Genomic DNA, 13,757 nt, shown 5'->3' with positions numbered 1-13,757 from the left:
GTCAGAAGGTGAGCTTCCAGCCGTTGATCCGGCCGGTGTCCTGCGCCGCCACGTCCTGGACGCGCAGCTTCCAGGTGCCGTCGGCGCTCTCGCCGGAGGCGTCGACGGTGTACGTCGCGACGACGTCCGCGGCCGAGTCGTTGCTGCTCGCGTCCTTCAGCCGGTACGTCTTCCCGCTCGGCCCGACGAGGTCGACGACCAGGTCACCGCGGTAGCTGTGCCTGATGTCGACGCCGACCTTGAGCGCCGAGGGCGCGTTGCCGCTGACGCCGCCGACGGTGACCGGCGACTCGACGGCCGCCCCCGCGTCGGGGATGTCGACGGTCGACCTGGACTCGAAGACCTTGCCGCCGGGCGGGGTGGTGGAGCCGCCGCCGCTCAGCGTCCAGACGGCGTGGGCGATCGCGTCGCTGTTGTTGTCCAGCGCCGTGTCGTTGATGTTCGCCGTGGTGTCGCACGAGGAGTGGTAGCAGCGGTCGAACGGCTGTCCCGCCGTGCCGCCCCACTTGGCCGCCTGCGAGGCGGTCTTGGTGTAGTCCGCGCCGCTGAAGAGCCCGCCGACGCGGACTCCCGCGTTCTTGAAGGGCGCGTGGTCGGAGCGGCCGTCGCCCTCGGTCTCGATCTCGGTGGGGATGTTCTTGCCGGCGAAGTAGTCCTTGAAGACCTTTTCGAGCTGCGGGTCGTCGTCGTAGACGAAGTAGCCGGGGTTGGGTGACCCGATCATGTCGAAGTTCAGGTACGCGTCGATCTTCGAGCGTTCCGTGGCGGGCAGCTGCCGCACGTAGTTCTGCGAGCCGACCAGGCCCAGCTCCTCGGCGCCCCACCAGGCGAACCGCAGGTGCTTGTCGGGCTTGTAGCCCTGCTTGGCCACCGTGAGGGCGACCTCCAGGATGCCCGCCGAGCCGGAGCCGTTGTCGTTGATGCCGGCGCCGCGGGAGACCGAGTCGAGGTGCGACCCGGCGAACACGACGTGGTCGGCGTCGCCGCCCGGCCAGTCGGCGATGAGGTTGTAGCCGGTCGCGCCGTTCGAGGTGAACTGCTGGACGGTGGTGGTGAAGCCGGCGGCGTCGAGCTTGCCCTTCACGTAGTCGATCGACGCCTTGTAACCGCTGCGGCCGTGCGCGCGGTTGCCGCCGTTGGCGGTGGCTATCGACTGCAGCTGGGCCAGGTGCGCCTTGACGTTGGCGACGGATATGTCGGGTGCTGCGGCGGTGCCGGCGCTGCGGCCGGCGGACGCGGCGGTGGGGGCCGCGTTCGCCGGTACCGAGGAGGCGCCGAGCAGGGTGGCGGTCACGGCCGCGCCGGTGGTGAGCAGGGCGGCGGTGCGTCGCGATCTTCGGGGCAGGGTGGGTCCGTTGAGGTCACGCATGGGGGGCTCCCAACTCCATTTGACGTGGCCATGATGTTGAGGGCCCCCCGAAGTCCCGTCAAGGGCGGATTTCGGACACCGAACACCGTTTTCCGGATATCGGGCGCGGGGTCAGCTGTGCTGAGCTGTGGTTTCCGTTGCCTGAGGGGCAATTGTGTTTTCTGTGTTACCAGTTGCCGCGCGCTCCTGAGCGGCCTTCAGCTCCGCGCGTGCGTGACGGGCCGTGCGCAGGGCGTCCCAGGTCAGCACCGCCAGCGCCAGCCAGACGAGCGCGAAGCCCGCCCACCGCTCGGCGGGCATCGCCTCGTGGAAGACGGCCAGGCCGAGGGCGAACTGGAAGACCGGGGCGAGGTACTGCAGCATGCCGATCACCGACAGCGGCAGCCGCACGGCCGCCGCGCCGAAGGAGATCAGCGGCAGCGCGGTGATGGCACCCGTGCCCAGGAGGAGCAGGGAGTGGCCCACGCCCTCGGCGGCGAACGTCGACTCGCCCTGCGTGCCGAGGAAGAGCAGCAGGCCGAGCGCGGGCAGGAACTGCACCGCCGTCTCGGCCGCCATCGACTCCAGCCCGTCCAGCCCGACCTTCTTCTTGACGAGGCTGTAGGTGCTGAACGTGGCCGCGATCGCCAGCGCGATCCACGGGGGCTTGCCGTAGCCGACGGCCAGGACGATCACGGCGGCCACGCCGACCGCCACCGCGGCCCACTGCGCGGGCCGCAACCGCTCGCGCAGGACGAGGACGCCGAGGCCGATGGTGACGAGGGGGTTGATGAAGTACCCCAGGGACGTCTCGACGACGTGTCCGGCGTTCACGGCCCAGATGTAGATCCCCCAGTTCGCGGAGATGACCAGCGCCCCCAGGGCGACCATCGCGAGCCGTCGCGGCTGCCGCAGCAGCGGGGGTATCCACGCCCAGCGCCGGGTGATCGCCAGGACGGCCACGACGGCTGCCAGCGACCACACCATGCGGTGCGCGAGGATCTCCAGCGCGCCCGCCGGTTCCAGCAGCGGCCAGTAGAGGGGGAACAGCCCCCAGATCCCATAGGCCAGGACTCCGCACAGCAGTCCCGTGCGGGTCTCGTTCCTCGACTTCTGCGGCTCCACGCGTTTCCTCCCAGGGGGCGCCGATGCCCACGACGACCTTGCGAAGGTAACGCCGCACCCGGGGATGTGTCATACGCGTATCGCATGACGGTCATGACAGGGTTCCGTGGGCCGCCGACGATCCGCCGGAGCGGTCGGCCGCCCGCAGCCGCTCGACGGCCGCCGAGACGTCGAACGGCAGCACCGTCACCGCGACGTTCGGCACGTGCTGGAGTGCCTTGGCCATCTGCTCGCCGGTGTCGCGGTGCAGCAGCCTGCCCAGCGGGAACGCGTACGTGCGCCGGGGGATCAGCAGCGTCAGGGCGGTCGTGCCGTCGGCCGTGGCGCGGGCGGCCAGTGCCGCCACCGCGTGCCGCAGCCGCCGGTCGGGGCAGTCGACGAGCTCCAGCGGCACGGTCGTGCCCGAGGAGGCGTCCCAGCGCTCCGTCAGGCGCCGCGCCCGGGCCTCGTCGGTCACCACGTGCACGGCCCGCACCTCGTCCGGCCGCAGCTCGTGCGCGTAGCGCAGCGCCTTGACCGTGGCCAGGTCGAGGTTGTCGACGAGGACGTGGACGACGTGCCGCCGCCAGTGCGGCCGGTCCGTGGTGTAGGGGGGCACGTTCTCCAGCGCGGCGGCCTCCTCGCGGTACTCACGGTTGATGCGGATCAGCGCCCACACGCCGAGCGGGAAGACCACCACGACCAGCCAGGCGCCCTCCGTGAACTTCGTGATGGCGAAGACGACGACCACCAGCGCCGAGACCACGGCCGCGACGAGGTTCACCGCGGTCCTCCAGTGGCTCTCGCGGCGCCGCCAGTAGTGCGCCGCCATCCCGGCGGCCGCCATGGTGAAGCCGGTGAAGACGCCGATGGCGTACAGCGCGACGAGCTTGTCGACGTTGGCGCGCGTCACGAGCAGCAGCGCCAGCGAGACGACCGTGAGGCAGATGATGCCGTTGGAGAAGGCGAGCCGGTGGCCGCGGCGCATCAGCTGCCGGGGCAGGAAGCGGTCCTCCGCGACGAAGCTGGCCAGGAAGGGGAAGCCGGTGAAGGGCGTGTTGGCGCCCGTGTAGAGGATGAGCGCCGTGGCGAGCTGGACGTACACCAGGCCCGCCGTGCCCGGCCAGCCGTCGCCGAAGACCAGGTGGGCCTCCTGGGCGATGACGGTGGGGTTGCCGTCCTCGTAGGGGATGGCGTGCGTGTAGTGGGCGAGCGTGGAGACGCCGAGCACCATGACGCCCAGGACGCAGCTCATGACGGTCAGGGTGCGGCGGGCGTTGACGCCCTGCGGGCGGCGGAACGCGGAGACGCTGTTGGAGATCGCCTCCAGGCCGGTCAGCGAGGAGCCGCCGTTGGCGAAGGCGCGCAGCACCATGAACAGTGAGACCCCGTACAGCCATCCCGTGCCCGGCGAGCCCAGGGGGACCGCCCCGGGTGCGTGCACGTCCGCGTGCGGCAGGCCGCCGTCCAGCGCCCGGGCGAGGCCGACGGCCAGTATCAGGCCGACCGCGAGCATGAAGAGGTACGCGGGGGCGGCGAAGGTCCGCCCCGCCTCCCGGACCCCGCGCAGGTTCCCGTACGCCAGCAGCAGCACGACGCCGGCGGTGATGGGCAGCTTGAGGTGGTCGATGCCGGTGTAGCCCTTGCCGGTGAGGTGGGCGAGGGAGATCAGCGCGTCGGTGCCGGCGGCGGTCTGCACGGCGACCGTGACGATGTAGTCGACGAGCAGGGCCACCGCCGCGATCTGCGCGACGCGCGGCCCGAAGTTCTCGCGGGCGACGACGTACGAGCCGCCGGCGCGCGTGTAGACGGAGACGACGTCGCGGTAGGAGAGCGTCAGGAGCAGCAGGACGAACAGGATCGCCCCGGTCACCGGCATCAGCAGGGTGAACGCGGCCACTCCGGCGACGGGTACGAGGATGCGCAGCATCTCCTCGCTGCCGTACGCGGTGGAGGAGATGCAGTCGGAGGCGAGGACGCCGAGCGCCATCGGGTTGGAGAGCTTCTCCCGGGCGAGCTGCTCGGTGACCAGCGGTGGGCCCAGGAGGCGCCGTTTGACGCGGTAGGCGAGCCGGTCGCGGACGACGGGCTCGGGGGCGGTGGCGGCATCGCTGGCGGGCATGACCATATGAGACCGGGTGCCCGGCCACGGGCCCGTCAGACGCCCCGGACGGGCCGCGGATGCAGCCCGTCCGGCGCTGGTGCCGGGGAGGTCAGCCGACGACCGTCCAGGTGTCGTTGCCGGCCAGCAGGGCGGCCAGGTCGCCCTTGCCCTTCTGCTCGATCGCGGCTTCGAGCTGGTCGGACATCTGCGCGTCGTACACCGGCCGGTCGACGCTGCGGAAGACGCCGATGGGCGTGCGGTGCAGCGTGTCGGGGTCCGCCAGGCGCGACAGCGCGAAGGCGGTGGTCGGGGACGCGGCGTGGGCGTCGTGGACCAGGACGTCGGCCTCGTTCTCCGCCGTGACCGTGACGACCTTCAGGTCGCCGGTGGCCCGGTCGCGGACGACGCCCTTCTCGCTCTGTGCGCCGAAGCGGACCGGCTGTCCGTGCTCCAGACGGATGACCGCCTCCTGGGCCTGCTGCTTGTCCTTGAGGGCGTCGAAGGCGCCGTCGTTGAAGATGTTGCAGTTCTGGTAGATCTCGACCAGCGCCGTCCCCGGGTGGGCGGCGGCCTGGCGCAGCACCTCGGTCAGGTGCTTGCGGTCGGAGTCGACCGTGCGGGCCACGAAGGACGCCTCGGCGCCGAGGGCCAGCGACACGGGGTTGAAGGGCGCGTCCAGGGAGCCCATCGGCGTCGACTTGGTGATCTTGCCGATCTCGGAGGTCGGGCTGTACTGGCCCTTGGTGAGGCCGTAGATCCGGTTGTTGAACAGAAGGATCTTGAGGTTGACGTTGCGGCGCAGCGCGTGGATGAGGTGGTTGCCGCCGATGGACAGCGCGTCGCCGTCACCGGTGACGACCCACACCGACAGGTCGCGGCGGGAGGAGGCGAGGCCGGTGGCGATGGCGGGGGCGCGGCCGTGGATGGAGTGCATCCCGTAGGTGTTCATGTAGTACGGGAAGCGGGAGGAGCAGCCGATGCCGGAGACGAAGACGATGTTCTCCTTCGCCAGGCCGAGTTCGGGCATGAAGCCCTGGACGGCGGCGAGGATGGCGTAGTCACCGCAGCCGGGGCACCAGCGCACTTCCTGGTCGGACTTGAAGTCCTTCATGGACTGCACGGCCTCGGCCTTGGGGACCAGGGAAAGCGCTTCGATCGTCGGCTCGGTCGTCGTCTCAGCCATGGATGGCCTCCTTCAGCACATCTGCGAGCTGCTCGGCCTTGAACGGCATTCCGCTCACCTGGGTGTGGGAGCGGATGTCGATCAGGTACTTCGCCCGCAGCAGGGTGGCGAGCTGGCCGAGGTTCATCTCCGGTACGACCACGGTGTCGTAACGCCGCAGGACCTCCCCGAGGTTGGCGGGGAAGGGGTTGAGGTGGCGCAGGTGGGCCTGGGCGACGTGGTCGCCGCCGGCCCTCACGCGCCGCACGGCGGCCGTGATGGGCCCGTAGGTGGAGCCCCAGCCGAGCACCAGGGTGCGGGCCTCGCCCGAGGGGTCGTCGACGTCCAGGGCGGGGACGGCGACGCCGTCGACCTTGGCCTGGCGGGTGCGGACCATGAAGTCGTGGTTGGCCGGGTCGTAGGAGATGTTGCCCGTGCCGTCCTGCTTCTCGATGCCGCCGATGCGGTGCTCCAGGCCGGGGGTGCCCGGCACGGCCCATGGGCGGGCCAGCGTCTGCGGGTCGCGCTTGTACGGCCAGAAGACCTCGGTGCCGTCGGCGAGCTCGTGGTTGGGCCCGGAGGCGAACTGCACGCGCAGGTCGGGCAGTTCGTCGGCCTCCGGGACGCGCCAGGGCTCGGAGCCGTTGGCGAGGTAGCCGTCGCTGAGCAGGAAGACCGGCGTGCGGTAGGTGAGTGCGATCCGGGCGGCGTCCAGGGCCGCGTCGAAGCAGTCCGCCGGGGTGCGCGGGGCGACGATCGGCACGGGGGCCTCGCCGTTGCGCCCGTACATCGCCTGCAGCAGGTCGGCCTGCTCGGTCTTGGTGGGCAGGCCGGTGGAGGGGCCGCCGCGCTGGATGTCGACGATCAGCAGGGGAAGTTCGAGGGAGACGGCGAGGCCGATGGTCTCCGACTTCAGGGCGACACCGGGCCCGGAGGTGGTCGTCACGGCCAGGGCGCCGCCGAAGGCCGCGCCGAGCGCGGCGCCGATCCCGGCGATCTCGTCCTCGGCCTGGAAGGTGCGCACGCCGAAGTTCTTGTGCTTCGACAGCTCGTGCAGGATGTCCGAGGCCGGGGTGATCGGGTACGAGCCGAGGTAGAGCGGCAGGTCGGCCTGGTGGGAGGCGGCGACCAGGCCGTACGACAGCGCGAGGTTGCCCGAGATGTTGCGGTAGGTGCCGGGCGGGAAGGCGGCGGTGGCGGGGGCGACCTCGTAGGAGACCGCGAAGTCCTCCGTCGTCTCGCCGAAGTTCCAGCCGGCGCGGAAGGCCGCCACGTTCGCCTCCGCGATCTGCGGCTTCTTCGCGAACTTCTTCCGCAGGAACGCCTCGGTGCCCTCCGTCGGCCGGTGGTACATCCACGACAGCAGGCCGAGCGCGAACATGTTCTTGCTGCGCTCCGCCTCCTTGCGGGAGAGGCCGAACTCCTTGAGCGCCTCGATCGTCAGCGTCGTCAGCGGCACCGGGTGGACGTTGTACGCGTCCAGGGAGCCGTCCTCCAGCGGGTTGCTGTCGTAACCGACCTTCGCCATGGGGCGCTTGGTGAACTCGTCGGTGTTGACGATGATCTCCGCGCCGTGCGGCACGTCGCCCAGGTTGGCCTTGAGGGCCGCCGGGTTCATGGCCACGAGCACGTTGGGCGCGTCGCCCGGCGTGAGGATGTCGTGGTCGGCGAAGTGCAGCTGGAAGGACGAGACGCCCGGGAGGGTACCCGCTGGTGCACGGATCTCGGCGGGGAAGTTGGGGAGAGTGGACAGGTCGTTGCCGAACGACGCTGTCTCGGAGGTAAAGCGGTCTCCCGTGAGTTGCATGCCGTCACCGGAGTCACCGGCGAACCGGATGATCACCCGGTCGAGCCGGCGCACTTCCTTGACGCCGACCGGGGTGTCGGCCCCGGGTGCGGTCTCACCGCGTCGATCCGCGGAATCGGCCTGTTCGGCCGGGCTGCTGACCTTGCTGGTCACTGCTTCGGACCTCCCTCATGGCGGCGCCGCGCACTCGGTGGCGCCGACCGGCGTTCCCACGGCCATCGTACGTGGGCAAGGTCGGCCTTCACGGGAGGGATCACTGGATATACGGCAGCGGGTGACGGGGATCTACCCCTGAATGTCATGGTTTGGCAGGCCCGTGGTCCGTACTTCGAAGGCAGCTTCCTGTCAGGGGCTGCTCATCCTTTGGACCTAGGGCCTGCCGCACGGCCAGGTGATGCCGTGTCAGGAACGCGGCCGTCCCGGCCCTACGAACGCAGGTAGGTCAGCACGGCCAGGACCCGCCGGTGGTCGCCCTCGCTCGGCGACAGCCCCAGCTTCAGGAAGATGTTGCTGACGTGCTTCTCCACCGCGCCGTCGCTCACGACCAGCTGCTTGGCGATGGCGGAGTTGGTCCGCCCCTCGGCCATCAGACCGAGGACCTCGCGTTCGCGCGGGGTGAGCCCGGCCAGCACGTCCTGCTTGCGGCTGCGGCCCAGCAGCTGGGCGACGACCTCCGGGTCCAGCGCGGTGCCGCCGCGGGCGACCCGCACCACCGCGTCCGCGAACTCGCGCACGTCGGCGACCCGGTCCTTGAGCAGGTAGCCCACGCCCCGGCTGCTGCCGGCCAGCAGCTCGGTGGCGTACTGCTCCTCCACGTACTGCGAGAGCACCAGCACCCCCAGCTGCGGGTGGTCCCGGCGCAGCTGGACGGCCGCCCGCACGCCCTCGTCGGTGTGGGTCGGGGGCATCCGCACGTCCGCGACCACGACGTCCGGCAGCGCGCCCTCCTCGGCGAGCTCCGTGATGGACTTGATCAGGGCGTCGGCGTCGCCGACGCCCGCCACGACGTCGTGCCCCCGGTCGGTCAGCAGCCGGGTGAGGCCCTCCCTCAGCAGGACCGAGTCCTCGGCGATGACCACCCGCACGCTGTCCTCCACCATCACGATCCACTGCCCCCAGAACACACCGGTACGGCCCGCGCACCGCGCACGGACCCGCCCCAGCATCGCAGTTCCGGCCCCGGAGCGGTGAGCTCCGGAGCCGGAAGGGGGGTGTGGTGGCAAGGGGCCGGGGCGGCCGCGCGCGGGGCGGGGGCCAGGAGGCGCGCGACGGGGAGGCGGGAGGTGCGGCCGGGGCCGGCCGCGGTGGGGCGGCTCCCGGCGGCCGCGCCGGGTCGGCCCCGGGTCAGCCGCGCCAGGGCAGCTCCGCCGTGACGGTCGTCGGGCCGCCGGCCGGGGAGTCGACGATCAGCAGGCCGTCGACCGCGTCCAGCCGCTCCGCGAGCCCGGCCAGCCCGCTGCCGCCGGCGGCCGACGCGCCGCCGCGGCCGTCGTCCCACACCTGGATCATCAGCCGGCCGCCCGAGCGCCACACGTCCACCCGGGCGGACCGGGCCCCGCTGTGCCTGCCGATGTTCCGCAGCAGCTCGGAGACGGTGAAGTAGGCGATGCCCTCGATCGCGGGCGCCGGGCGGGCCGGCAGGTCCACCTCGGCCGCCACCGGCACGCCGGAACGGGCGGCCAGTGCCGACAGCGCCGGGCCGAGGCCGCGGTCGGTGAGGATCGCGGGGTGGATGCCGCGGGCCAGGTCGCGCAGCTCCTTGAGCGCGAGCTTCACCTCGCCGTGCGCGTCGTCGACCATCCGCGCCGCGCCCTGCGGGTCCTGCAGCACCTTCTCCTTCGCCACGCCGAGGTCGACGGCGAGCGCGGACAGCCGGGCCTGGGCGCCGTCGTGCAGCTCCCGCTCGATGCGGCGCAGGTCGGCGGCGGCGGTGTCCACGACCACGCCGCGGTCCTCCTCCAGCTCCCGCACGCGCGCCGTCAGCCGCGACGGCCCGAGCAGCCCCGTCACCATCAGCCCGCTCACCTGCGCCAGGCCGCGCACGACCCACGGCGTGAGGAGGACCAGGACCAGGCCGACGGCGCCGGCGGCCCCGATCTCGAAGGGGTTGTCGAGGTAGACGGCCTTCCCGTCGGAGTCCCCGTAGAGCTGCATGCCCGGCTGGTCCGTGTACGTCGGGTAGATCCACTCGTACGCCGGGTAGAGGAACAGCAGCCAGCTCACGGCCGTCATCGTGAACGCCGCCGTGAAGGCGAAGACCGACCACGGCAGCTGGACCAGCGCGTAGATCACGTGGCGCCAGGACGCACCGTCCTTGAGGACCGCCATCATCCAGCTCAGCGCCCCGCCCTCCGCGCCCCGGCCGCCGCGCCGCGCCGGGCGCACGGGCCCCGGGCCGGCCACGTCGAGGCCCAGCAGCCCGCGGGCCCGGACCCGCTCGAAGGCGCCCAGCCCGCGCGCCATCAGGAGGGTGCCCGCCAGGACCGGCACGCCGAGGAACGTGATCAGCAGGCCGAAGCCGAGGGTGGTGAAGGTGAGGACGAGCGAGAAGAGGACGACGCCGACGGGCAGGCCCACCATCAGGTAGACGAACGCGCCCCAGGTCCGGGCCTCCAGCGGTGCGCGCAGCAGCGCGGGCACCCGGTGGCGCCCGGGCGCCCTCCCGGCCGTGCGGTGCGTTCCGTAGTCGATCGCCATGTCCTCGTCCTCGCCGTCCTTCGTCCGTGCGGTCGGTGTCCGTGCGGGCTCTGCGCCCTGCCCCTGTGCTGCTTCCAGGCTGCTCTGCGGGGCGGCCGCGGACCATGCGGCGGGTCGGTGTCCTGGGGGTGGGGTTGTCCCCACCCCCAGGGGTCGGGCCGGGGTCCGGGCGGGGTACGGGCCGTGGCGGCGGGAAGGTGTCCGGGTGCGGTCAGCCGGCCGTACGGTCCCGCCACGGCACCTCCGCCGTGACGACCGTGGGGCCGCCGGCGGGGGAGTCCACGACGAACAGCCCGTCCACCGAGCCCAGCCGCTCCGCGAGCCCGGCCAGCCCGCTGCCGCCGGCGGTCGAGGCGCCGCCCCTGCCGTCGTCACGGACCTGGATCAGCAGCCGGTCCCCACGCCGCCACAGCTCGACCTCGGCCGAACGGGCCCCGCTGTGCTTGCTGACGTTCTGCAGCAGCTCGGAGACGGTGAAGTAGGCGATGCCCTCGATCGCGGGCGCCGGGCGGGCCGGCAGGTCCACGGCCACCTTCACCGGCACCGTGCAGCGCCCCGCCACCGACGACAGGGCCGCGCCCAGGCCGCGGTCGGTGAGGATCGCCGGATGGATGCCGCGGGCCAGGTCGCGCAGCTCCTGCAGAGCGAGCTTCACCTCGCCGTGCGCCTCGTCGACCATCTTGGCGGCCGTCTCCGGGTCCTCCAGGAGCTTCTCCTTGGCCAGGCCCAGCCCCATGGCGAGGGCGACGAGCCGGGCCTGGGCGCCGTCGTGCAGATCGCGCTCGATGCGGCGCAGGTCGGCGGCGGCGGTGTCCACGACCACCCCGCGGTCCTGCTCCAGCTCGGCGATGCGCCGCTCCAGCTCGCTCGACGGCGACAGCAGGCCGCGCACCATCGCCCGGTCCACGTTCGTCAGCCCCCGCGCGAGGTGGCCCAGAACCGGCCAGCCCACGAACAGCGCCACCAGGACGACGCTGAACGTGAGAACGCCCCATGGCAATCGTATGAACGAGTACAGCGTGCTGCGCCACGCCACCGGGTCCTTCAGCACCGTCCACAGCCGGCTCCCGAAGCCGCTGTCGCCGCCCCGGCGCATGGTCCGCGGCAGCCGGCTCGGCTCGTCGACCCGCAGCCCCAGCAGCGCCCGCGCCCGGCGGCGCTCCAGCGCGCCCAGGACGCGCGCGCCCATCAGGCCGGCCGCCAGCAGCGGCAGCCCCACCACCGTGATCGACAGCGCCGCCCCCGCGTACAGCCAGAGGGAGACATAGAGGAAACCGATGATCCCCTCGGGCAGGTTGAGCAGGAGGTGCGCGACCTCCTTCCACGTCCCGCGGCCGAAGGCGAAGCGGACGGGAGGCAGCCGGTCGTCGTTCTCGGGGCCGGCTTCGGTGGAGATTCCGCTGGTCGCGGTCTGGGCGGTCATGGGCCAAGCCTGCCCGGCCCGGACCGGCCGCCGCCATGGGGACGATAGGTGCGCACGTGTAGGGATAACCCCACCTCCGGCATGGCAGCGCTGCTCACCCTCGGCCCGGCAGGGCCTAGACTCGCGTGCGTACAGATCGTCGAACAAACAGGACAGGGAGCGAGGGGCGGACGTGCCGGAGGCGACCGTGCGCACCAGGAGCGCCGATGTCCAGCTCGCGGCGGACCACTTCCACAGCTATGCGGTGGTCGGACTGCTCGCCGTCGTCGGCGTGCTCTTCGTCGCCGTGGCCTTCGGGGCCGCACGGCTGCTGCGACCGGTGGTGCCGACGCCCGAGAAGCTGCTCACGTACGAGTGCGGCGTCGACCCCGTCGGCGAGGGCTGGGCGCACACCCAGGTGCGGTACTACGTCTACGCCTTCCTCTACGTGATCTTCGCAGTGGACTCGATCTTCCTGTTCCCCTGGGCGACGGTGTTCGCCGCGCCGGGCTTCGGCGGAGCGACGCTGGTGGAGATGTTCGTCTTCCTCGGCTTCCTCGCCGTGGGCCTGTTGTACGCATGGAAGAAGGGCGTCCTGGAGTGGACGTGACACCCGCCGTGGACCTCCCCGAGCCCCGCCGTCTGGGGCCGCTGGCCCGCCTGGCCCCCGAGCCCATGAAGGTGGTCCTGAACTGGGGCCGCCGCTACAGCCTGTGGGTCTTCAACTTCGGGCTCGCCTGCTGCGCGATCGAGTTCATCGCCGCGTCGATGGCGCGCCACGACTTCATCCGGCTCGGCGTCATCCCCTTCGCACCGGGCCCGCGCCAGGCCGACCTCATGATCGTCTCCGGCACGGTGACGGACAAGATGGCCCCGGCCGTGAAGCGGCTCTACGAGCAGATGCCCGAGCCGAAGTACGTGATCTCTTTCGGTGCCTGCTCGAACTGCGGCGGCCCCTACTGGGACTCGTACTCCGTCACCAAGGGCGTCGACCAGATCATCCCGGTGGACGTGTACGTACCGGGCTGCCCGCCGCGCCCCGAGGCGCTGCTGCAGGGCATCATCAAGCTGCAGGAGAAGATCGCGCGGGAGTCGCTGGGCGAGCGCTACGGCTCCGCCGGCGGCGGCCGGGCCTCCGCCGCGGAGCTCCGCAGCGGCCTGGTGAGCCCCCCGCCGGCCCCGGGCGCGGCGCCGGACTCCGGGGAGACGGAGCGATGAGCGAGCCGACGGAGCCGACGCAGCCGGCGGAGCCGGTGGAGCCTGCTGAGGCCGTGGTGGCCTGGCTGCCGGGCACGGCCACGGACCTGTTCGGCGAGGGCGCCACCGCCGAGGAGGCGTACGGGCTGCTCACCGTCGACGTCCCGGCCGAGCGGTGGATCGCCGCGCTCGAAACGGCGCGGGACCGGCTGGGCTGCACCTTCTTCGACTGGCTGAGCGCCGTCGACGAGCCCGGTACGGGCTTCCGCGTGTGCGCCCACGTCGCGGCGCTGCCGGGCGGCGAAGGCGCCGCGGCCACCCGCCGCCTGCTGCTGCGCACCACCGTGCCGCACGAGGCTCCCGCGCTGGCCACGGCTGTCGGCGTGTACGCCGGTGCGGCATGGCACGAACGCGAGACGCACGAGATGTTCGGCATCGACTTCCCCGGCCACCCGCACCTGGTGCCGCTGCTGCTGCCCGAGGGCTTCGAGGGCCACCCGCTGCGCAAGGACTTCGTCCTGGCGGCGCGCGTGGTCAAGGCGTGGCCGGGGGCGAAGGAGCCCGGCGAGTCGGCGGAGGGCGGCCCCAAGCGCCGCCAGATGCTCCCGCCGGGAGTCCCGGACCCGAACGAATGGGGCCCCCTCAAGGGCCAGCTCCCCCCGGCCCCGACCCGCCCGGCCCGCACCCCCCGCCGCACCACGGAAGGCACCCCGGGGGCGGCACCACGCCGCACCCGCACCACGACCGAGGGCTCGGCAAGCCAGCCCGAGGCGGCACCGCGCCGCACCCGCACCGCGGCGGACGGCTCGGCGAGCCAGGCCGGGGCGGAGGCAGTGCCGCGCCGCACGCGCAGCGCGGCGGACGGCTCCGCGAGCCAGGCAGAGGCCGCCGCTCCGGCACCGCGCCGCACGCGCAGTGCCGCGGACGGCTCGGCGA

The 13,757-nt window shown here is 72.4% G+C and carries 11 protein-coding genes; 3 read left to right on the top strand and 8 right to left on the bottom strand.

Features of this window, described 5'->3' with window-relative positions:
• Position 1 precedes the first annotated feature (1 nt).
• The 8 genes from LE181_RS26390 to LE181_RS26355 all read right to left on the bottom strand — a co-directional run bounded on the left by LE181_RS26390 (position 2) and on the right by LE181_RS26355 (position 11,645).
• Positions 2-1,369, bottom strand: coding sequence for a M28 family metallopeptidase (locus LE181_RS26390; RefSeq protein WP_225664004.1), 1,368 nt, complete (start codon positions 1,367-1,369; stop codon positions 2-4).
• Positions 1,370-1,480: 111 nt separating this feature from the next.
• Positions 1,481-2,473, bottom strand: coding sequence for an EamA family transporter RarD (gene rarD, locus LE181_RS26385; protein WP_225664003.1), 993 nt, complete (start codon positions 2,471-2,473; stop codon positions 1,481-1,483).
• A gap of 91 nt (positions 2,474-2,564) precedes the next feature.
• Positions 2,565-4,574: an APC family permease gene (locus LE181_RS26380; protein WP_225664002.1), complete on the bottom strand. Its 2,010-nt coding sequence runs from the start codon at positions 4,572-4,574 to the stop codon at positions 2,565-2,567.
• 91 nt (positions 4,575-4,665) lie between these two features.
• A complete protein-coding gene (locus tag LE181_RS26375; RefSeq protein ID WP_225664001.1) occupies positions 4,666-5,739 on the bottom strand; it encodes a 2-oxoacid:ferredoxin oxidoreductase subunit beta in 1,074 nt (357 codons plus the stop codon).
• A complete protein-coding gene (locus LE181_RS26370; protein WP_225664000.1) occupies positions 5,732-7,678 on the bottom strand; it encodes a 2-oxoacid:acceptor oxidoreductase subunit alpha in 1,947 nt (648 codons plus the stop codon). The genes LE181_RS26375 and LE181_RS26370 overlap by 8 nt, the downstream gene beginning before the upstream one ends.
• Before the next feature lie 272 nt (positions 7,679-7,950).
• Complete coding sequence (locus tag LE181_RS26365; RefSeq protein WP_308103435.1) at positions 7,951-8,610, bottom strand: LuxR C-terminal-related transcriptional regulator; 660 nt, start codon at positions 8,608-8,610, stop codon at positions 7,951-7,953.
• Between the two features lie 259 nt (positions 8,611-8,869).
• Complete coding sequence (locus LE181_RS26360; protein ID WP_225663999.1) at positions 8,870-10,222, bottom strand: sensor histidine kinase; 1,353 nt, start codon at positions 10,220-10,222, stop codon at positions 8,870-8,872.
• A gap of 211 nt (positions 10,223-10,433) precedes the next feature.
• On the bottom strand, positions 10,434-11,645 hold the full coding sequence (locus LE181_RS26355; RefSeq protein WP_225663998.1) for a sensor histidine kinase: 1,212 nt from the start codon (positions 11,643-11,645) through the stop codon (positions 10,434-10,436).
• Between the two features lie 172 nt (positions 11,646-11,817).
• Here LE181_RS26355 and LE181_RS26350 point away from each other — a divergent pair, with 172 nt between their 5' ends.
• The 3 genes from LE181_RS26350 to LE181_RS26340 all read left to right on the top strand — a co-directional run.
• A complete protein-coding gene (locus LE181_RS26350; protein ID WP_225663997.1) occupies positions 11,818-12,234 on the top strand; it encodes an NADH-quinone oxidoreductase subunit A in 417 nt (138 codons plus the stop codon).
• The gene (locus LE181_RS26345; protein ID WP_308103429.1) at positions 12,204-12,842 is read left to right on the top strand and encodes an NADH-quinone oxidoreductase subunit B; all 639 of its coding nucleotides are present in this window, start codon (positions 12,204-12,206) and stop codon (positions 12,840-12,842) included. The genes LE181_RS26350 and LE181_RS26345 overlap by 31 nt, the downstream gene beginning before the upstream one ends.
• The coding region (locus tag LE181_RS26340) for an NADH-quinone oxidoreductase subunit C (RefSeq protein WP_225663996.1) at positions 12,839-13,757 on the top strand (919 nt) is incomplete at its 3' end. The genes LE181_RS26345 and LE181_RS26340, both read left to right, overlap by 4 nt.

This window comes from Streptomyces sichuanensis (assembly GCF_020328095.1).
GTDB lineage: Bacteria > Actinomycetota > Actinomycetes > Streptomycetales > Streptomycetaceae > Streptomyces > Streptomyces cinnamoneus.
Note: the sequence above shows the minus strand (reverse complement) of the source record. Positions and strands in the feature narration are given on the sequence as shown.